Consider the following 21,004-nt stretch of genomic DNA (forward strand, 5'->3'; position numbering starts at 1 on the left):
GCCATAACAGCCGCATTCTATCCCTCACAGCGCCATGTCCTCCGGCTTATTTTGGCATCATTTTAGGAAAGCGCTTTTCCATGCTGTTAAACCAGCAGAAGCTCCTCGCTCCACACGTCGGGAACGGCAAAACGCCGGGCAGCACCCCGGCGTTTCCGTCTCATGTTTCTCCCGAATTATACAACCTCTCCAGCCAGCCAGCTTTTGAGCTTGGCCACCTCCGTGCCGGCCAGCATCATAATGCCGATGCCGTGATTATCATTGGTCACAGTCAGCAGATCCTTGTTGTAATATTCGGCCGTAAACGCATACCGCGACCCGCTGCATACCCCGTGCACATTGCCCTGCCGGTCAATCGCGATCCGCGTCAGACCGTCCCAGGCGCGGATCGCGGCCTCGGTGAAGCGCACAGGCTCTTCCAGCCAGCCGAAGCGTACTCCGCGCGAGAACGCATAAGCGAACATCGCCGTGCAGGAGGCTTCCTCATAGGTCTGGTCATCGTTCAGCACCTGATGCCATAACCCGCTGTCCGCCTGGAGCGCTGCGTATCCGCCGCACAGCTCGTTGAAAAAGGCAAGCAGCTCGGGCCGGGCCTCATGTCCCTCCGGCAGCGCCTCCAGCACCTCCGAGAGGGAGAAAATCGTCCAGCCGTTGCCCCGTCCCCAAGGAATTTGCGTCGCTTGCCCGTATTTGAAATCATATACATGCGACATGATACGCTGCTCCGGCATGAACAGATAGCGCCGGAACAGCAGGAACTGCCGGGCCGCCTCGTCCAGCGCCTCCGGTGTCCCGGTTAACCTGGCATAACGGCACAAAAACGGGGTGCTCATATACAAATCATCGGCCCACATCGTATTGGCGGAATATTCCCCCGGGCATTTGCGGTAAAAGGCGCCATCCTCCCGGCGCTCCAGCCGGTGCAGCATAAAATCGGCAATCCGGTGCCCAATCCGCAGGAAATCGCCGTCGCCCCCCTCGCGGTGCGCTTCCAGCATCGCAGAGCCGAACGAGCCGCAATTGTCCAGCATCTTCATCATAACAAGCTGCTGATTAATCGCCGGAAATCCGTACCGCTCCTTGTCCCACAAGGAGTAATCAAACATCGTCGTGCAGGCCTGCACATGCTCCAAGGCGTACTGCACGACATCCGGCCGCTCAAGATACCGTCCGGTCTGGAGGAGCCCGTAAATCGTTACGCCTAGCGGGTAGTCCCAGCGGGCATAGTTTGTCACACTGCCGACGGTCCACTTGTTGCTCAGCATCGCATTCTCATAATAGGGGCGGACCCACGCCTTCGGCCGGTCCAGCCTCCAATAGGTATGTGTGCCTGCAGCTGTCGTCAGGCCGTTTGCCGGGGCGGACTGTCCGCCCGCGCCGCTTGCGCCATCCGCCTCAACTGCTGCCTCGTGACTCGTCCCCTCCAGCGGGTACAGCCTGTCGATGCGGGTCAAATCTTCCCGGGCAAACTGTGCTTGCGCCGGGAATGGCCCGGTATACAGCCATGGCTCGCCCGACAGGCCGTGAACCGGATACGGGGCTTCCAGCGGCAGAACGGCTCCGTCCGACGTAGCAGCCTGCAGAGTAAAGCCCCACGGCTCCGCTGTGCACAGGCTGTGCACCAGCACGTCATGACGGCCGCCGCCTAGCTCAATCTCCGTCCGGAAGCTGCCGCCCTCCTCCAGCACAACAGCCGGCTTACCCGCGACCCAGACGGTTACGGGCCCGGAAGCAGTCCCCTCCAGCACGGCCGGCTCCTGCCCGGCCGACGTCTTATTCAGCTTGGTCCAAGCATAAGCTCCATGTCCGGGACAGTGGCCGTAAATCCGCTGCAGAGCCGGCATACCGAGCTGCTCATCCGGCCAATTCGTCTGCGGCAGCCATTGCAGGCCATATTGCCGCTCGGAAGCAAGCAAATCCGGAAAGGCTCCTTCCCCGATGACATCCCGGTCCACCGGCTCCGAATATGCCCATCCGGCCTGCCCGGCGCGTTCCTGAAACGGCGACAGCACATTCAGAATCCGCACCTTGGCCTCATCGGGACCGAACAGGCAGCCGAAGCCGGCCGGGGTGCTTGTGAGACTTAGCAGCAGACTGTTCCAGCCCTTGGTGAAGTGCAGATTCAGCTTTACGGTCGCCTCCGGGTCCAGCTCATCCATAACGGTAGATCGGTACGCCAAATCGCCGTTGAAATAAAACCGCACCGGGCCGAGACTGCGGATCAGCACATCCAGACTGCGCTCACCGTCGCTCCAAACCAGTCCGCCCGCATAAGCAATCTGCCCCGGCTTCGCCTCTGGAAAACGCTTACTCAAATCCAGTACAAACAAGCCCTCGTCATTTTGCAAAATGCCGGCTTCAAAAAAAGTCCGGAACGCGAACCCGGCCTGCGGGTTGGCTCCGATGTACCTGTCGGCCAGCACCTTCAGCATAGCACTGTCGTTATCTCCAAAGCGGTACCGGATGCTTTCTTGCTCTTGAAAGTATTTCGTCATCTGTCCAGTTCCTTTCCGTGCTTTTCACAGGATTTTTGATAAAGCGCTTAACCTAATCTGTCTCCAGTATACATGAATCCCCCTCCGCTTGTCACCGTCTCCTGTATGAAAAAAATGACGTGCTGTGGCCCAAGTAAAGAGAAGAAGCAGCGCTGTTTTTTTTCCTTTTTATGCTTGTCCTTTGACTTGAACGAGTTATACCCAGATGTGAGCCCGAACCGTTCTCCATCCCCCGCACCTGATTCCACTCGAAGCATCCGGTATAAACCAAATAAGCCGATTGGAGAAATAAGATTTATAAATTTCTGCGGCTGCCTGCTCACATATCCCCACAGCGCCTGAATATATTTGATAACAAGCTCTTTTTTTCGGGGAGACCTTTCAGGGTATGGCCTGCCCCTTTGGAATACACATTTGTTCGGGAGGTGCCGCACTTGAATCAACCGCTGTTTATCGTGTCCCGCGACGACTGGTCCCTGCACCGCAAAGGCTACCAGGACCAGACCCGCCATCAGCAAAAGGTCAAAGAAGCGCTCAAGGATAATTTGCCCGATTTGGTTACAAATGAGGACATTATCCTGTCCAAAGACAAGCAAATTATTAAGGTCCCGATCCGCAGCATTGACGAATACCGGTTCCGCTATAACCACCATAAGAACAAGCATGTCGGTCAGGGCGACGGGGACAGCCAGGTTGGAGATGTGCTTGGGGTCGACCCCGCGCCTGCGAACGGACCGGGTCAAGGGGAAGGCGCCGGGGATCAGCCCGGCGAGGATTACTATGAAGCCGAAATCAGCATGGAAGAGCTTCAAAATATGCTGTTCGAGGAGCTGGAGCTCCCGCATCTGGAGCAGAAGGAGAACGACAACGTCTCCGCCAAGGAAATTTTGTTCAAGGATGTGCGCAAAAAGGGCATGATGTCCAACATCGACAAACGCCGCACCATGATTGAGAATTTGCGCCGCAACGCCCGGGAAGGAGCTCCCGGCATACACGATATCAGCCCGGACGATCTGCGCTTCAAAACCTGGGAGGAAGTGGAGGAGCCGCACTCCAATGCGCTGATTTTGGCCATGATGGATACTTCCGGGTCGATGGGCCAGTTCGAAAAATATATCGCCCGCAGCTTCTTCTTCTGGATGACCCGCTTTCTCCGCACGAAGTACGAGAACGTCGAAATCGTATTTATTGCCCATCATACCGAAGCGAAGGAAGTCAGCGAAGAGGAGTTTTTCACCAAGGGGGAAAGCGGGGGCACCATTTGCTCCTCCGCCTACCAGAAGGCCATCGACATTATCGACGCACGCTACTCGCCGGCGCGGTACAACATTTATCCGTTCCACTTCTCCGACGGCGATAACCTGACCTCGGATAACGAACGCTGCGTCAAGCTCATCCAACAGCTGCTGGAGCGGTCCAACCTGTTCGGCTATGGCGAGGTCAATCAATACAACCGCAGCAGTACGCTCATGTCGGCCTACCGCAGCCTCCATCACGACCGATTCCAGCACTGCATCATCCGTGAAAAAGGCGAAGTGTACAAGGCGCTCAAAACCTTCTTCGGCAAGCCCGCCGGCGCGTAAGCAGCACCCGGATGCAATAATTTTTTTTATATTGAAGACTTATTTTTTCAACGCGCTTTTACGAAATAAACTTCCCCCCCCCTGTTGCAGGTGTTGACTGCCGGACGGCTCAATGAAACAAACCCGCCTGGTTTAGCAGAGACCGGCGGGTTTGTTGTATATAAAACCAAAATCAGAAAGAAGCTCTGGAGAAGTACTCCATCAAATCGTTGCGCGCCTCATCCAGCATCGGCAAGCCCTCCTCACAAAGAAAAACACGAATGTCAAAGAAAGATACAATTTGCCGGATATAGCCAAGTACATCCTCATCCTGAAGCCAAATCTCGGAAGGAGCCGCCTTCACGGTTTCAATGACACTCAGCAGCAGCTCCGCTGTTCTCTCAGCAGTCGCTGCCTTCTCTCCCATATCGAATTTCAATATTTGTCCGCTTCCCTGATCCACAAGCAGGCTTGACACCGGATAATAGGGCCGCTCTCCCTCCTTCACCGGTAGCGGCATGAAGAAACAATCCAGCTCCCAGACACCAGCCGTGCCTTGAAGGGATTTCTTCGCTTTGGCCATACGGATCTCATTTATGATCGCAGCCTGGATAGGCGTGCTCTTCTGGGGCTCGCCTGGAGCCAGCCACTGGCTTGTCCAGACCGGATCACTGCCGTTTGTCTGGATCACCCTGGTCAGGAAGGTCCCCTTCTCCGTGTCTATCAGCTCATCCGGATTGGACTTGAAGCTTTCAGCCACCACCACCGCCTGCTGCAGCACCAGGGTCAAAAATAAAACCTGCTCCTCCGCTTTAATGGGCCAGGGCATAAATCCTGGTTCATAGAGTCTGAATGTCGGCCAGGCATACGCTCCCCGGAAGGTGAGACCCAGAGATTTAATTTGCTTCAGCTCTGCTGGATGCAGCTCCGCCCGGCTGTCGAATGAAATCATATAGCAATGCTGGGAAAAAAGCGGGTCCCCTTCCAATTGCCCCATCATCATGTCGAGCAGTGTTTGCAGACCCCCAGACCCGATATAAACGGCAAGCCCGTACATTTCTCCGCCATTACCAAGAATGCAGCAGTAGCCTGTTTCTCCAGTGGCAGGATTCTGTACGCCAAAGATATGCCCATTGGACATCCAGTCCCAGCATTTTTTCTTCTTAAAGGCCGCTGCAGCTTCATATAATTGTTGCCATTGCTCCGTCTTTGCGTTCATATCGATTTCTCCTTTAATAAGAGGGATCGCGGAACTTCCGAGCAGCTCCATCGCCGTTATTTCGCCTGATTCGTGACAAAGGCAGCATCCCCGGCAAAGGTCACGCGATTTTTCCCTGTTTGTTTAGAGTGGTACAAGCATTCATCTGCCCGTTGTATAACTTCCGCCAGCTCCAGGCCGTGCTCCGGGTACATCGCCACCCCGATGCTGCAGCCGACAGAAACCTGCTCGCCTTCAATAACAAACGGCTGATTCAGCAGCCTGACGATTTCATTGGCCAGTATCTCCGACTCCGCATAGGCTTGTACAGCCGGCATACGCAGAAGCAGCAGAAATTCGTCGCCGCCCAAACGAACGGCAAGGTTGCCCGGCAAGGTTGCCGATTCCAGCCGCTTCGCAACCTGCTGCAGCAGAAGATCACCGCTCTGATGGCCCAGGGTGTCATTCACCTTCTTGAACCCGTCCAGATCCAGATACAAAAAGACAAGGCTTTCCGCAGAATCAAGCTGCACAACCGTCCGTTCCAAGTAGCCCTCCAAAGCGGCGCGGTTCGGCAGACCGGTCAGTTTGTCGTGAAGCGCCAGGCTCTGCATGCTTCCAAGCGCAGATTCCGTCCGGCTCAAGGATTCCACCAGACTGCGCAGCGAACGGGATAAACTGTACAGCTCCCTGAAGCCCTTATACGCAGGAATTTCAATCGGCTCGCCGGCCCTCAGGCGGTTAGCCGCTGTCGTAAGCCCGCGGATGGGCAGTGAAATTCGTTCGGCCAGCAGCCAGCCGACAATAGCAAACAACACAGAAGCAATGACGCAAATGAGAATAAAATCGTCCATCAGCTCCTCCACCGGGGAGAAAGCGACCGCTTCCGGCTGCCGCACCAGAACGGTCCAGCCGAGTCCTTCATAATTCAGGTAGCCGTCACCGTAAGCATATCCGGTCAAGTACGTGTTCCCGTCCGGCCACTTCACCAGCTCCCAGCCATTGCCTCCCTGCTGTGCCCGCTTCACACTGTCCAAAATCAGAGGTTGGCCGACCATCTCCTGCGGTCCAAGCAGGACCGTGCTGTCGGATTTGCTGACGATAAACAGGTCTAAATGCTGGATATGGCCCTGCTGCGGCTCCAGAACCGTCCGCTGCACTTCCTTGGACCATTCCCAGCTCAGATGGGCAGCGAGTACACCGAGCGTTTGCCCCTCGGCATTTTTTACAGGCAGACTGATGTCTACAAACTGCAATGCTTCCCCAGTCGGATTGGGCAGGAATTTGGACAGCAGCACCGCCTCATGCACATCCCCGATAAACCGTCCATTGATGCCTTCCTTGAATACCGGCCGCGCGGAAATATTGCTTCCGACGAGAATACCGTTCGTTGCAGCAACGACCTTTCCCTCTGTATCCGTGTAGCCCACCCATGAAAACGAAGGGAAGCTGGCCTTTAGCTGATCCAGCAGCCTCTGAACGCCGTCGGCGCTTCCCATCTGCTGGAACGTATCCAATGTGGCAAGCATTTCCATCTCCCCGGCTCTGGACCACATAAAATTGTCCAGCTTGTCGGACATCTGGTAAGCAATGCCCGAAAGAGACTGTCCGATTTCCGTTTGAATGACACGTGTAGCCTGTTTTCCCATGAGCATTCCCAGCACAACGGACAATAAAATAAGAAACGCAATAAAGGTCAGGGTTAAAAACGTACGCAGTTTAATCATGAAAGCCTCCAAAGCAGCGATTCAAGCCTTCTGGAACAAAAACCCCCACTTAAACAGGCGGTGACCGATGAACAAGATCATCGGGGCCCCAGGCTTATCAAACAAATGTGGGCCAAAGACTTCTTTGCTGCTCAACTGCTTGTTAAACTATAATACAATGAGGAAAAGAAAAGCAACACAATCAACCGGAGCCTCTTCCCACATTGGGGCTGCGTCGAATCTGGTGCGAATGTGAAGCTCACATGCTTTTCCCGGATCATTCGCACCTCAGATTTTGTCGAAACAAGTAGAATCACTATGTCTTGCAAAAAAGTCAAGGATTGATCTATACTTTTATGGAATGGGAATTATAGGAATCCAGTATGATTCATGCTTCTGTGTTATGAATCATGTTGATTTTCGCTGTCGCATCCTATATGGGTGCGTGGATTGAAACTTTCATGTACTCATCAGATAATTGATAAACATTTTGTCGCATCCTATATGGGTGCGTGGATTGAAACTGCTCAGTGGGATGTAATCGTGCAGGAAGCCTTAGAGTCGCATCCTATATGGGTGCGTGGATTGAAACCTAACTGTTTGGCGATTACTCTAATATCGAGAACGTCGCATCCTATATGGGTGCGTGGATTGAAACAGATATCCCAATAATAATCGTTTACCGACGAGATGTCGCATCCTATATGGGTGCGTGGATTGAAACATCGAAGCAGCAGAACGGCTTGGAAGGTCAGAGAGTCGCATCCTATATGGGTGCGTGGATTGAAACGCAATCTCCCAAGCTTTAACCATTATCTTTTTCGTCGCATCCTATATGGGTGCGTGGATTGAAACCTCGCCGCTAATGTCGCCGTCTACAGCGGCGTTATAGTCGCATCCTATATGGGTGCGTGGATTGAAACTTTAGAATTTTGATTGAATTAATCTTACTTAGTGTCGCATCCTATATGGGTGCGTGGATTGAAACCTGAAATCCGCGAGCTCGTCCTGCGGAACCAATAGTCGCATCCTATATGGGTGCGTGGATTGAAACTATCAGCCCCACCAACCTCCCCAGGCTTGGGGAGGTCGCATCCTATATGGGTGCGTGGATTGAAACTCGGGATATTGCTCAGTCTGATAAGACAAGTCAAGTCGCATCCTATATGGGTGCGTGGATTGAAACGCCACTTGCTCGTCAATGACCGGCGCCATGTCCAACGTCGCATCCTATATGGGTGCGTGGATTGAAACAGACATGTTTTGGACATTTTTTCAAGCTAGGAATGTCGCATCCTATATGGGTGCGTGGATTGAAACTGTATTGAATTGATCTCCTCTTGCTCCGTCTGAGACGTCGCATCCTATATGGGTGCGTGGATTGAAACGGCAAGCCCGACATTCGTAGGGGTGACGGCAGAAGTCGCATCCTATATGGGTGCGTGGATTGAAACTGTTGTTACTTCCACGTTTTCAAACTTGCCCAATAGTCGCATCCTATATGGGTGCGTGGATTGAAACTGTTGTTACTTCCACGTTTTCAAACTTGCCCAATAGTCGCATCCTATATGGGTGCGTGGATTGAAACTGTTGTTACTTCCACGTTTTCAAACTTGCCCAATAGTCGCATCCTATATGGGTGCGTGGATTGAAACTAATGGCTATCTGCTCATCCTCTGGCAGTGAGCTGTCGCATCCTATATGGGTGCGTGGATTGAAACAAGCTCGTTAATCGTTTCGGTGTCTTGGCAGAGGTCGTCGCATCCTATATGGGTGCGTGGATTGAAACACCGCTGCAATCCTCACCGCCGACCTCCAAGACATGTCGCATCCTATATGGGTGCGTGGATTGAAACAATCCAGAAGATTTGGCGTTTGCTTATGGATAACCGTCGCATCCTATATGGGTGCGTGGATTGAAACCATTCGAAAATTGATAGCAATATCAGTTAATTTTTTGTCGCATCCTATATGGGTGCGTGGATTGAAACATAGGGAGTGAATAACATGATGCATAAAATACCTTGTCGCATCCTATATGGGTGCGTGGATTGAAACCGCAATCACAGACGCAAACCCAACGTCGAGTATGTCGCATCCTATATGGGTGCGTGGATTGAAACTTCAAGGGTTTCCGATGTCGGCAAAATGACGTTGGTCGCATCCTATATGGGTGCGTGGATTGAAACATACCACTCATGGCAGTCCTCCTCCTCGTAGACATCGTCGCATCCTATATGGGTGCGTGGATTGAAACATTGAACAGTACCGTCACAGTATTTTCCGACGGGGTCGCATCCTATATGGGTGCGTGGATTGAAACTAGGAGCTGCGTGGCGGCAGGCTGCGCATGTCTCCGTCGCATCCTATATGGGTGCGTGGATTGAAACTGGATTTCAATAGTTTTTATAACCTCCGAATTCTTGTCGCATCCTATATGGGTGCGTGGATTGAAACAAGAAATCCGATCTCGTCTAAACACTCTTTCTTGTCGCATCCTATATGGGTGCGTGGATTGAAACGAAAGGACTTTACGGGTCACTACAGAGGAGTCTACGTCGCATCCTATATGGGTGCGTGGATTGAAACGCATGATATCACCTCACATTTTAAAGGTCGCGTGTGTCGCATCCTATATGGGTGCGTGGATTGAAACCGAAATCAATTCCCAATTCAACTTATCCTGAAACTGTCGCATCCTATATGGGTGCGTGGATTGAAACTTCGCAAGCGTTTTAACAATGGCCTGGATCACAGTCGCATCCTATATGGGTGCGCGGATTGAAACAGATAGGTTTCGCCCCCGCTGATCCGCTCGATCCAGTCGCACCCTACACGGGTGCATGGATTTAAACCGGAATAGCACCAAAATTATGACCGAGGGCCCGGCTTCGTTTCGCCAAGGTGCTTACGCAAATAAGCTCTCCACGAACGATCAGGGATCGTCGGGAGAGCTTTCTTGTTGTCTGTTTTCCAATGAAATGGAAGTACCGAAGCAGTAAGGAAACCAAATATCCTCAACCGCCAATAAACCCATTTTTATCATTTAATGTTAAATTTAAGAATTACAGATAGTTATTTTTATTCGATATTTAGATCCGATAACGCCTGATTCCATAGATTACAAATCTCTACTTGAATTCGTCACAGTAGAAAAAAGAAAAAAGCGATACACCCGCTAAGCTTCCCTCGATTTTTAGCCATTCATCATGAGAGCCCTGATCGCCCTTCCCCTGTCCATCACATATCTGACGACGCACTGAATATATATAAAACAAGCGCTCTGCATGGAACAACAGCGTGCAAGGGGAGGGACGATTCATGAAACAAGAGGACATCCGGCAGCTCGAACGGGCGATTGATGAAATTACCGAAATCGCCTCCGGCTTCGGGCTTGATTTTTATCCGATGCGGTATGAGATTTGTCCGGCCGATATCATCTACACCTTCGGTGCGTACGGGATGCCGACCCGGTTTTCACACTGGTCCTTCGGCAAAACGTTTCACCGGATGAAGACCCAATACGATTTCGGCCTGAGTAAAATTTACGAGCTCGTCATCAATTCCAATCCGTGCTATGCTTTTCTGCTTGACGGCAACTCGCTGGTGCAGAACAAGCTGATTGTCGCTCACGTGCTGGCCCACTGCGATTTTTTCAAAAATAATGTCCGCTTCTCCCGCACCAACCGCAACATGGTCGAAAGCATGTCCGCGACCGCCGAGCGTATCCGCAGCTACGAGCTGGAGTACGGGACTCATGCCGTGGAGACATTTATTGACGCAGTTCTGGCGATTCAGGAGCACATTGATCCGTCTTTGGTGAAGCCGTACCCGCCGATGCCGAAAAAATCAGCTTCCGCCCCGGGAGGCCAGAAGCCGAAGAGCGCCTATGATGACCTGTGGAATTTGGATGCCATGACTAGAGAAGCAAGCGCCCCAGGCGCCAAAGCCGAAACCAGCCGCAAATTCCCGCCCCAGCCGGAAAAGGATTTGCTCTTTTTTATTGAAGAGCATTCTCCGGTGCTGGAGGAATGGCAGCGCGACATCATGTCCATGCTTCGCGAAGAAATGCTGTATTTCTGGCCGCAGCTGGAAACCAAAATTATGAACGAGGGCTGGGCCTCCTACTGGCACCAGCGCATTATGCGCGAGCTGGATTTGACCGTCGAGGAAACCATTGAATACGCCAAGCTCAACTCCTCCGTCGTTGTCCCCTCCCGGCACAGCCTGAACCCCTATTATTTGGGGCTGAAAATTTTCGAAGATATCGAGAAGCGCTGGGAAAAGCCGAGTCAAGCCGACCAGGAGCGATTCGGCCGCACACCGGGCGAGGGCCGCGCCAAAATATTCGAGGTGCGCGAATTCGATTCCGACCTCTCCTTCATCCGCAACTACATGACCAAGCAGCTTGTCGAAGAGCTGGACCTGTATGTGTTCGAGAAAAAGGGACCGGAATGGAAAATCACCGACAAATCGTGGGAAAATATCCGCGACCAGCTCGTCTACTCCCGCGTCAACGGCGGCTTCCCCCACATCGTGGTCGAAGACGGCGATTTTCACCGCAATGGCGATTTGTACCTCAAGCACTACTATGAGGGCGTAGAGCTCGATTTGAAGTATTTGGAAAAAACACTCCCCTACGTCTACCAGCTCTGGAGCAAATCCATTCACCTGGAAACCGTCGTCGAGGATAAGCCCGTCGTCTTCACCTTTGACGGCAAGAAACAGCACCGGAAGTTTTTGTAGCATTTTTGGTGGGTGAAGCCGCAGCTTATTCGGCCTGAAGTGTTGGAATGATCGAATCCTGAAACATTGGTTGAAAAATTCCCCCGGACGTTTCATCTCTGGCTCGTTTACTAAACAGAACCCGCGATTGCCCGGGTTTTTGTGCTTCTGCTTCCCTTGCCAAGAGCTGATTAATGGCAAAGCCTATCATATGCCGCCATCTCCGTCATCCTTGCATCAAATTTCATCAATAGTACGGAAGTGGTGCTCCTGCCGCCTGCTTTTAGGCGTGTGGATATGAAATTAAAGGGACTTTTGCTATACTGGAAACGAGGTTCACGAATGACCCTACAACCCTAACCTTGTTTTCAAGGTGCGAATGTGAAGCTCCCATGAAAATCCCGGATCATCCGCACCTTGGATTTTGTCGAAATAAGTCGAAATCAGCTTATTTGAATAAAAGTGAACCATTTATTTATGCTGATTTTGCATAAAAGCTGTTCATTTTCGCTGTCGCACCCTATATGGGTGCGTGGATTGAAACCAAGTGAACGCCGCCGCCGTTTTCGCCGCTTATGAGTGGCACCCTATATGGGTGCGTGCTGTGTTTTCGCAATCGAAACGCTCCTGGGGTGGAGGACCGACTAGAAAGCAAGGCCGTACTCTAAACCGAAGCCCCCTGCTCCTCACTGGGCCAAAAGAAAACATCACCCCGCCAAAAAGACATAAACAAAGACGCCAGAAAACCATGTGGGTTTTCTGGCATCTTTGTTTTGATTGAACACGCGCCTATTTTATTCAATTTTGGTTGGAGCCCGTTACTCTCACAGAAGACATGTGAAGGACTCTATTTTTTAACTGCGTCGATGGCTGCAAAAATCTCTTTCGCGACACGAAGTACAGTTAATATTTCAGCCGCGCTTCGTCCCGCCAATAGCGAATGAACAGCACTCAGGGCTTCTGCGGCTTCCGCTCGCCCTTCCTCTAACTCCAGTTCATGGAACTGGAACATTTCCATTGGAGCGACATCCAAGGCTGCAATAATTTTCTCCAACGTTTCCATCGAAATATTCCGATCCGCATTCTCAATTCCAGACATGTAGCTGTAATGGATACCCGCTTTTTCCGCCAGCGCCTCCTGGGTCAATCCCTTCTTTTTTCTCAAGTACCGAATCCGTTCCCCGACCAACTTCAAAAAATTCGAAGCCACGTACTACTCCCCCTTTTACATAAGGGTAGGGGAAGGACTCAACCCCAAAACAGGAGTATATAAACAAAAATATATTTATAACTTTACTTATAAGTAATATTATTAACTTGCCGATAGGATTTTATACCATGCCATAGGAATAGAAAAGTGAACCTTATGCTTTTGCTATGGCTTGCGGAAGTATCGCCTGCTGTCAGATCCGTCATTGTAGTGTTAGGCGGGACATGGATTATCCTCATGATCAGTATTGAACTGCGTTTCCGAAAGAAGTAGCAAAATCGCTAATAACAAGACAGGATAACCATTCCTTGACCTCCCCAAAGAACTGCGCATGAAAGAGTTGAGCAGGTGAACGAGTCGTTTCTGGAACGGAATTTCGACAATGCCTACGGCGCTTTGTACAAGCCGGATGGTACGGGCAGCGACCTGAAATGGATCGATGACAATATTGATTCCTACCAGGGCCTGAATCTGAAATCCGAATCGTCGAACGATGATATTATTTTGGATATGCTCAATGAGCTTAACAACGGGTCCGATTATGAAAAGTATATGAACTTCGACGCGGCCTTGCGCTATTTCGCCGTCAGCACGGTGCTGGCGAACATGGACAGCTATCAGGGCAGCAAAATGCACAATTATTATTTGTACGAGGATAACGGTATATTCTCGATCCTGCCTTGGGACTTTAATATGTCGTTTGCCGGCTTCTCCATGGGAGTCAGCAAGCAGCAATTGATTGAGATGATGATTGATGAGCCGACGGAAGGAGCGGTGGCCGAGAGGCCGCTGGTCGCCAAGCTGCTCGCCAATGATGCGTATAGAGCGACGTACCATGAATATGTACAGCAGGTGATTGATTATCTGAACCCCGACGATTTCGAGGCGCGGGTGAATGAACTTGCCGCTTTAATCGGCCCTTCGGTGGAGAAGGACCCGACCAAATTTTATACCTATGAGCAGTTCCAGCAGTCCTTGACCCAGGATGTGCAAAATATTGTGGGCCTCATTCCGTTCACTGCCTCCCGGGTTGAGAATGTGCAGAAGCAGCTCGACGGGACACTGCCTTCCTCGGGAACCGGGGCAGGCATGGGCAGTACCGGAATGGACGGCGGCAGACCCGGCGGCCAGGGCGGTATGAACGGCCAAGGACAAGACCGGCCCAATGCGCAAGCCGTACAAAACGCTGATGGCGCAGCACAAGGTAATGCTCAGGGCCAAGCCGGGATGCCCGGTGTGCCCGGAGCTATGGACGGCCAGGGCGGCTTTCCCGGCGGGATGAATGGCCAAGGGGCCCCCGGTGGTATGAACGGCCAAGGCGGTCCAGGTGGCATGGGTGGCGGCGGATTCGGAGGTGGCGGTCCCGGCGGTATGCCAGGCATGGGCAGCACCGCATCACAATCGCAAGGAAGTGTTCAAAAAGCGGTTGAAACCGGCGTGACCGTCGTCATCCTCCTGCTGCCTGCCTGTTCATCGTTATGTTCCGCAGGAAGCAGCTTTAGCAGGAAAGCAGCGGATAATAACAAAGGGCGTTTCAGTTCAATTCCATGGCAGCTCCATGCTGTAAGATACCAAATAAAACACCTGTCCTCCTTACTGGGACAGGTGTTTCATTTGGAATCCGCTCCTCCGACAAGCTTCTGCTCTCTCACCGGACTCATGCATTCTCATGGATAAATCTTCAAGAACATTCATTCTCAAAGTTGTAAAAAAATTAGGTTTCTAACACGCTCATTGCTGCTTCAGCGATGCGCCACAGCTTTCCTTTCGTGGCGGAGTACGCGCCATCACACGCAGACCAACCAGCGAATTGTGCAGGCTCTCGGCAATTTGCTCCGGATGAAGTCCGGCGGCAAACTCCCCGCTCTGTTGCCCTTGCTGAATCAGCTCCGCCAGCTGCTGCTCTGTTTTCGTAAAACCGTTCAGCGTCTTCCCGATCGCCTCCGGATCTCTGGACCCGAGCTCTACTGCCGTATGCCCGCCGGCCCTAGAGTAGATCCAGGCTCGGCAGCCCCGCCGAACCTGAATACGCCTCCCAGCTCACGGGTTCACTCCGCCGTCCGGCAGCGCCTGGCTCTGGAACGGCTTTCTACCAAGCTGGCTCCGATGCCGCTTCAGCGCCCGGCTCCACTTGTTCGGATTCGACCGCACTCTCGTTCCGGGCTCCCTGCCCCGCCCTCTGTTTCAGCGCCAGAAGCCGCGGGTACAGATCAAAGAACAAATCCAGCAGCTCCGGGTCAAAATGGCTTTCCCGTCCCCGGGCCATCTCACGCAGCGCTTCTTCTTCACTCCAGGCCCGCTTGTACGGCCGCTCACTCGTTAATGCATCATAGACGTCGCAAATCGCCGTTAACCGCCCGGTTAGCGGAATATGCTGGCCGGACAGGCCGAACGGATAACCGCTCCCGTCCCATTTCTCATGATGCGTAAGCGCAATTTGCTCAGCCATTTGAATCATTCTTGATGTGCTTCCCGATAATATTTGTGCTCCAATCGTGGTGTGGGTTTTCATAATATTCCATTCCTTCGCCGTAAGCGGACCCGGCTTCAACAGAATGCGATCAGGGATACCGATTTTGCCTACATCATGCAGCGAGCTGGCATAGTATATTCGCCTTGCATCCTCAGGCTCCATGCCTGCGGCAAAGGCCATTTCCATGCAGAATCGTCCGATACGTTCAATATGACCGCTCGATTCCGGGTCCCGGTACTCGGCCGCTCGGCCCATCCGATGAATTAACTCGATATACGTCCGCTCAGGCTCATGCAGAAGCTGCTCATTCGGCTCCTCATTGACTATCATTCGTTCTCCCCCAACCCATGGAATTATTCAATTGTTGTCCGCCCCATCGTCGCTTTATGTCCAGCATTTAGTATAGAAGGATATCGCGTAAGATGGTATCAGGAGGCATTCCTAATTCATGCATAACCCGGAAGATAGGAAGCCTTCCCTATTCGACTGCAATTCCGTGCGACAGATTATCCAGCCATCATGCATCCGGGAAGCAGCTGCTCCGACCAGTGTCGGGGGAAAAACGAGGACAAAGCAAAAAAGCGCCTTCCACAATGGAGAGGCGGCTATAAATATCCGGGGTCAGGCTGGCTAGCTGCTGTACACATCAGGGCTGACATAGCGGTAAATGGCGTCCGGCTCTTGTCCGCTTTTTTGCACGACGCCGTTTGATTCCATCTGATGAAGTACCGGCTCCAAATCCTGACGCTTGCGGCCCAGCCGCATAGCAATGCCGTCTGCAGTCTCAAGCGTATACGGATTTTGTTGAAAAAACAGTACACATTCCATATTGAGGGTCAAGCGATGACGTTCCTCCATGGCCTTCTCTCCTTATATCTACAGCAATCGGATGTATGGGATCTGTTCAATATTCTCCACCATCATTGGGGGAGTAATCCGGCCCAGCGGCGATTTGACGACCTGCACATACTGGTACACCTCATCCACCCACGTGCGAATTACGCCGCTGCAGCTTCGTTTAATCACGGAAGCGGCTTCCGGCTGCATCTCGGAGAAATTGCACAGGAAAACATAGGTATGGCCTTCTGCGAGCGCCCGCTTGTGCTCTTGCCTGAAAAGCTGAAGCGCAGCCTGAATTCCCTGCTCGTTGGCAATGGAATACAAATCAAATTTAAGCATCATTTCCTTGCCTTCAAGGGCGGCGTTCTTCGTGCATTTATCAATTACCATGTTCAATGAATCCAGCAGCTGCTCCCCTTGCAGACCGCTCAAATCACTAACCCAGTCTACCGATTCCGGTGTCTCCAACCGCTTGTAAAATTCAATTAACTGGAGACGGCCATCCTCCAGCAGCTCGCGAATTGGAATATTATATTTGCCCATCATCGCCATAAATTGCTTCACATTGGTCAGGCTGGACAATTGAATGACGCAATTGACATTACTCTCCATAGCCTTCGTAAAAATTGAATTCAACATATAACGGTAATTCGCTCTGCTGTTCGTATCAATGGCAAACACGGAGCCGCGCGGAATTCCTCCGCCCAAAGCCCGATCCAGCATTTCAATGCCGGTGGACAGCCGGTCATGCTTGTCGTTCATCGCCATTTCTTCCACCATGGTCATGGTCGGCAGCACATAAATCCCGTTATTCATAATTCTGTAAGCGTGTTCACCTTCCAGAAACTTGCTGTTGCGCATTTTCAGCACTTCAAGCTTCCGCAGTCGATATTCCGATTGAAACGGCTTGAGCGACAAGCGAATCACTCCGTCAGCGACATAATGCTCCACCGGAGCCTCTCCTTCGGGACTGCTCTGGTTCTCGCTAATCAGCAGGGAAGTAATCTGAAATTTGCGCAGCAGATTGGTCAGGCTATAAAACGCTTTCCTAAATGAAGGCGCTTCTTCAGCGAACTGCTTATACAAGCTAACGCTGTCAATGACGATACGCCGGCATGACATCGTTTCCAAAATCCGAGACACCGTGCTTCCAGCGCTCATCATCTCATTCATAAAGACGCTGGGAGAAATACAGATGACCTGGAGCTTATTTTGCCGCTCCAGTTCACGAATGTTCCAGCCAAACGATTCCATGCTCCGGTAAATCATGGCTGGAAGCTCCTCAAAGGTGATATACAATCCGGACTCTCCGCAAGAAACGGCCCCATGCATTAAAAACTGCATGCCGAGCGTCGTTTTTCCTGTACCCGGAGCGCCTTCCAGCACCACTTGTGAATGCGTAGGAATGCCGCCATTCAGTATATAGTCAAGCCCGGGGATTCCTGTTACTGTCGTCATATTCATGGGCTAACCTCCGCTTCAGGATCGTTGTTCGCTCAATTGGTCCAGTCACCAATGGCTGCCAATGAGGGTCTGCCGTCCGCGATATATTGCCATTGTACCGGGGCGGATGCCAGACTGAACATGGCTCGGTCTTCTTAGTTAACCGGAGGACATCAGCATAGGAGTAGGAAGTATTTCCTATGCATATCCCATATTCACGGAAATGAAAACCATTCATTTACTGAAATAGAATGTAATTTCTTTTTCAATTTGTTTTTCATAAGCCTTCCGGTCTACGATTCCGAAGCGTGCGTATAACGCCACTCATACAAAAGGGCTACCGCCTGATTCCGGTCGGTCAGCTCCAGCTTGTGAAACATGTTGCTGATATGATTTTTGACGGTATGCTCACTAATGAACAGTGCCTTGGCAATTTCCTTATTGCTGTGCCCCTGCCCGATAAGCTCCAGAACCTCCATCTCTCTGGCCGTCAGCAGCGGGAGCAGCTTAATCCGGTCATCCTGGGACACGGTCGGCTTCACGGCGGAAGGTCCCGGCAGCACAAACTGCTGTTCCACCACCTTGCTGCTATGCAGGAAATGCTGGAACGCGTGCTGCAAGGAAAGCGGCACAAGCGAAGGATCAATGCCTGCGATACAAGCGTCCTTCTGCTCCAGATGCAGCCGCACAAGATGAAGCGCCTGCGCAGCCGTAATCGCGGAGGAGCTGGCCACTTTGACCGTTCCGATAGCTTCGCCCCGCTTCAGCCGTTCAGCTTCACGCAGAATCGTTACTGTCTCCGCTCCGATTCCCTGCTCTGCCACGAACTCTGCCGAGTACGGCTGAAGCAGGCAAGCATTGCGCATGGACCATTTCACTTCGTCCGTCAAATCCAGCGAGTCGGCGAAGGAAGTGGCCAGCTCACCGAGCTGCAGGGTGTACGAGTAAGCCTCCTGATCCCAGCGGGCTACGGCCCTGTTAAGCGCCATAATGGTCTGATCCCGCCGCTCCGACTGCTCGTCCGCCTTCTGAAGCGCCATGGAGGCAACAATAGTGAAGCCGTAAAAAAACGGCTTGATGCTCTCATAGTGCTGCTCGGTTGTCAGCTTCACGCTAAGCACACCCTTTAGCTGCTTGTAAGGCTGCAAGGGCGCCTCCAGAACCAGGCCAAGCACCGCGGAATCCCGGATGACCGGCTGTTTGAATTCCGGGCCGGAAGCCCCCGGCTGGAAGTAACAAGCCGTGAGCTCTTGGCTGTAGCCCCGGCTCAATTCGGCCGGAAGGCCACGAGAGAATAGCGAGAACTGGTCGGAGCCAGGATTGTTCTTGTAAAGAACGGCCGCGAAGCCCCCTTCTGCAATCGATAAGCTCATATCCACCAGCACATACAGAATGTTCCGGGTGCCGATATCGTCCATCATTAAGTAGCGGCTAATATCCAGCAAGGTGGACAGCCGGATCAAGGAATGGTGAGCCTTGCTCTCCAGCTCTGTCCGATCCTCAACCAGGCCAAGATATCTTCCGTACATCTGCGCAAGCCACGGCAGAAGCTCCGAAAACGGCGGCTCCGCGGTCTCGCTTCCGCCCCCGAAAAACAAGATTTGGGACTCCCCCTTGGATCGGACCGGGTAGCAGAACAGCCGCTGCAGCGATTCAGCCAGCACACTCAGAACGCCAAGGGACAAGTAGTCGGAGGCGTCCTCCAAGTATTCGCCCTTCCCTGTTGCAGCCACCCGCCCCAGCAGCCCTTCTCCGATATAAAACTCCCGCTGCAATAAAGCGGCAGCGCTTCCGGAGCCGGCAACCTGAACCACCTGGTAGCGGTCCCCGTCAATCTTTTTGGCGATGCCTACGAATTGGAAGCCCTGCAGCATCTCCAGGCTTTGCTTCAATAATACATCCGTATCGTATTGGGTCATCCGGGCGAGCTGCCGCATGGGGCCCAGAAGCTGCTCCGTGACCTTTTTCTGTTTATTTGAAGCCCACAAATCCCCGATAAACTCCACAAGCTGATCGATCTGCTCCTGGGCGCTGCGGATGCGTCCTTCATCCCATACATCCCCGTGCAGCAGCATTTCCGTGTTCGATATCGCACCTGTACGATAAGGTGCCAAAAAACCCGACCATACAAATAAAGGCTGCTTGTTGTCCACCCAGACAGGGGCAAAAAGCAGGGATTGGCGTGCATCCGCCGTCGTTTTGCATTGAAGCTCTATCGTTGCCCGGCTGCGTCCGTAATCATTCAGCAGCGCTTTGGCCATCGCCTGGGGCATTCCGTCCGGGCCCATCCCCTCGAACGGCTCCGTCCCGGACGGAGCTGGCCCGTTATTATCAACCGGAGTTAAACAAAGATTAGTATAGGAACTGGCAATCACACCACCATCAGGTCCGGTTACAAACAGTGGAAGTCCGCATGATGCCGAAAACGCATGCAATAATCCAGTCAACTTCGGCAGTAGCTGTCTCATCCACTCACCCCGCCGTTAAAATCAGTATATATCAATTGATAAATTCTCCAGCATGCGACAAAACTCCTTCTGGTGGGGGACGTTTTTTTTAAGAAAGTTGTCCTATTCGGTCGAATAGGAGCAGTTTTCGTGAAGATAAGAAGCATTGGTCATAGAATTGAACCATTCACTAGGGCATAATAAGGAAAATGAGGTTTGGAAGGAAGTAGATTCTTAATGAAATTATCCATGTGGACCTACGGGGAACTGGAAACAATGCGCAGACGTATCGGACATCCAGACATGGAATTTTTGCTCAAGCGCCAGGAACGAACGAATAAAGCCCGGTACGATCACTCCTTACGGGTGGCCTATTACTGTAATATCATTGCCCAGGAGCTAGACTGGAATGAGCCGGAACGGCTGCGGCTGATGCGCGCAGCGCTGCTTCACGAAATCGACCCGTCGGCGGATTGGAAAAAAACGACCCGTGCCTCAGCCGCGCTTCAGGCCCGGATCGGCGATCAGTGCCCGGAAGCTGCTGCCGGCATTCTGCGGGAGTGGAAGCTGGAAGAGCTTGTCCATATCGATGCCGTGCAGCAGTACCAGGAAAATCTGGATGGCACCGGTTTGCCGAACAGTCTGTGCTGGAATGAGATCTGTCAAGCGGCGCGCATCCTCCGGGTTGCCGACAGCTTCGACCGGATGACCCGCTGCCGGCCTGAGTACGGACAATCGCCGCTGTCTGAACGTGAAGCGCTGGAGGAGCTGTTCCGGTGGTCAGATATGATGTATGACGCCGAGACGGTAGAGCTGTTCCAGGCTGTGATTCAGCGTAAGCTTGGAGAAGCCGCCCCATCCAGAGAACATAAGTAAAGAAGCGCAGCCTGCTCTCAAGCCAAAGA

13 protein-coding genes and 1 CRISPR repeat array are annotated in these 21,004 nt (G+C 52.3%); of the genes, 4 read left to right on the forward strand and 9 right to left on the reverse strand.

The window, feature by feature from the left end; genetic code table 11:
• Window positions 1–176: 176 nt before the first annotated feature.
• On the reverse strand, window positions 177–2,495 hold the full coding sequence (locus tag WBG83_RS09440) for a glycoside hydrolase family 88/105 protein (protein WP_336744761.1): 2,319 nt from the start codon (window positions 2,493–2,495) through the stop codon (window positions 177–179).
• Between the two features lie 434 nt (window positions 2,496–2,929).
• Here WBG83_RS09440 and yhbH point away from each other — a divergent pair, with 434 nt between their 5' ends.
• The gene (gene yhbH, locus WBG83_RS09445) at window positions 2,930–4,078 is read left to right on the forward strand and encodes a sporulation protein YhbH (RefSeq protein WP_336744763.1); all 1,149 of its coding nucleotides are present in this window, start codon (window positions 2,930–2,932) and stop codon (window positions 4,076–4,078) included.
• A 172-nt stretch (window positions 4,079–4,250) separates the two neighbouring features.
• On the opposite strand, the gene WBG83_RS09450 is transcribed toward yhbH, so the two are convergent.
• Window positions 4,251–5,276 carry a DUF7309 domain-containing protein gene (locus tag WBG83_RS09450; RefSeq protein ID WP_336744765.1) on the reverse strand — a complete coding sequence of 342 codons (1,026 nt, stop codon included), beginning with the start codon at window positions 5,274–5,276 and terminating at the stop codon, window positions 4,251–4,253.
• 56 nt (window positions 5,277–5,332) lie between these two features.
• Entirely contained in the window at window positions 5,333–6,982 is a 1,650-nt protein-coding gene (locus tag WBG83_RS09455; protein WP_336744767.1) for a diguanylate cyclase domain-containing protein, read from the reverse strand.
• A gap of 404 nt (window positions 6,983–7,386) precedes the next feature.
• A CRISPR array of direct repeats spans window positions 7,387–9,816; the repeat unit is 32 nt; unit sequence GTCGCATCCTATATGGGTGCGTGGATTGAAAC.
• A 466-nt stretch (window positions 9,817–10,282) separates the two neighbouring features.
• Between WBG83_RS09455 and WBG83_RS09460 the strand changes: the two genes are divergently transcribed.
• Window positions 10,283–11,707, forward strand: coding sequence for a SpoVR family protein (locus WBG83_RS09460; RefSeq protein ID WP_336744768.1), 1,425 nt, complete (start codon window positions 10,283–10,285; stop codon window positions 11,705–11,707).
• Window positions 11,708–12,533: 826 nt separating this feature from the next.
• Here the strand turns inward: WBG83_RS09460 and WBG83_RS09465 are convergent.
• Window positions 12,534–12,896 carry a helix-turn-helix domain-containing protein gene (locus tag WBG83_RS09465; RefSeq protein WP_336744769.1) on the reverse strand — a complete coding sequence of 121 codons (363 nt, stop codon included), beginning with the start codon at window positions 12,894–12,896 and terminating at the stop codon, window positions 12,534–12,536.
• A gap of 348 nt (window positions 12,897–13,244) precedes the next feature.
• Here WBG83_RS09465 and WBG83_RS09470 point away from each other — a divergent pair, with 348 nt between their 5' ends.
• On the forward strand, window positions 13,245–14,573 hold the full coding sequence (locus tag WBG83_RS09470; RefSeq protein WP_336744770.1) for a CotH kinase family protein: 1,329 nt from the start codon (window positions 13,245–13,247) through the stop codon (window positions 14,571–14,573).
• 54 nt (window positions 14,574–14,627) lie between these two features.
• Here WBG83_RS09470 and WBG83_RS22585 read toward each other — a convergent pair whose 3' ends face one another.
• The 5 genes from WBG83_RS22585 to WBG83_RS09490 form a co-directional block, all read right to left on the reverse strand.
• The gene (locus tag WBG83_RS22585; RefSeq protein WP_442955821.1) at window positions 14,628–14,924 is read right to left on the reverse strand and encodes a TetR family transcriptional regulator C-terminal domain-containing protein; all 297 of its coding nucleotides are present in this window, start codon (window positions 14,922–14,924) and stop codon (window positions 14,628–14,630) included.
• A 61-nt stretch (window positions 14,925–14,985) separates the two neighbouring features.
• Window positions 14,986–15,699 carry an HD-GYP domain-containing protein gene (locus WBG83_RS09475; protein WP_336744771.1) on the reverse strand — a complete coding sequence of 238 codons (714 nt, stop codon included), beginning with the start codon at window positions 15,697–15,699 and terminating at the stop codon, window positions 14,986–14,988.
• A gap of 300 nt (window positions 15,700–15,999) precedes the next feature.
• The gene (locus WBG83_RS09480) at window positions 16,000–16,227 is read right to left on the reverse strand and encodes a hypothetical protein (protein ID WP_336744772.1); all 228 of its coding nucleotides are present in this window, start codon (window positions 16,225–16,227) and stop codon (window positions 16,000–16,002) included.
• 18 nt (window positions 16,228–16,245) lie between these two features.
• Window positions 16,246–17,673 (reverse strand): ATPase domain-containing protein, encoded by a 1,428-nt coding sequence (locus WBG83_RS09485; RefSeq protein ID WP_336744773.1) that lies wholly within the window; start codon window positions 17,671–17,673, stop codon window positions 16,246–16,248.
• Window positions 17,674–17,945: 272 nt separating this feature from the next.
• Window positions 17,946–19,940, reverse strand: coding sequence for a helix-turn-helix transcriptional regulator (locus tag WBG83_RS09490; protein WP_336744774.1), 1,995 nt, complete (start codon window positions 19,938–19,940; stop codon window positions 17,946–17,948).
• 396 nt (window positions 19,941–20,336) lie between these two features.
• Between WBG83_RS09490 and WBG83_RS09495 the strand changes: the two genes are divergently transcribed.
• Window positions 20,337–20,975, forward strand: a complete 639-nt coding sequence (locus WBG83_RS09495) for an HD-GYP domain-containing protein (protein WP_336744775.1) — start codon at window positions 20,337–20,339, stop codon at window positions 20,973–20,975.
• Window positions 20,976–21,004: the final 29 nt, after the last annotated feature.

This window comes from Paenibacillus sp. y28, assembly GCF_037137075.1.
Classification (GTDB): Bacteria; Bacillota; Bacilli; order Paenibacillales; family NBRC-103111; genus JBBBNV01.

What these genes read in the sequence shown, in the direction of transcription:
- WBG83_RS09440 (WP_336744761.1), bottom strand. Translation starts at nt 2,495, where the DNA reads ATGACGAAATACTTTCAAGAGCAAGAAAGCATCCGGTACCGCTTTGGA.
- WBG83_RS09450 (WP_336744765.1), bottom strand. Translation starts at nt 5,276, where the DNA reads ATGAACGCAAAGACGGAGCAATGGCAACAATTATATGAAGCTGCAGCG.
- WBG83_RS09455 (WP_336744767.1), bottom strand. Translation starts at nt 6,982, where the DNA reads ATGATTAAACTGCGTACGTTTTTAACCCTGACCTTTATTGCGTTTCTT.
- WBG83_RS09460 (WP_336744768.1), top strand. Translation starts at nt 10,283, where the DNA reads ATGAAACAAGAGGACATCCGGCAGCTCGAACGGGCGATTGATGAAATT.
- WBG83_RS09475 (WP_336744771.1), bottom strand. Translation starts at nt 15,699, where the DNA reads ATGATAGTCAATGAGGAGCCGAATGAGCAGCTTCTGCATGAGCCTGAG.
- WBG83_RS09480 (WP_336744772.1), bottom strand. Translation starts at nt 16,227, where the DNA reads ATGGAGGAACGTCATCGCTTGACCCTCAATATGGAATGTGTACTGTTT.
- WBG83_RS09485 (WP_336744773.1), bottom strand. Translation starts at nt 17,673, where the DNA reads ATGAATATGACGACAGTAACAGGAATCCCCGGGCTTGACTATATACTG.
- WBG83_RS09490 (WP_336744774.1), bottom strand. Translation starts at nt 19,940, where the DNA reads ATGGGCCCGGACGGAATGCCCCAGGCGATGGCCAAAGCGCTGCTGAAT.
- WBG83_RS09495 (WP_336744775.1), top strand. Translation starts at nt 20,337, where the DNA reads ATGAAATTATCCATGTGGACCTACGGGGAACTGGAAACAATGCGCAGA.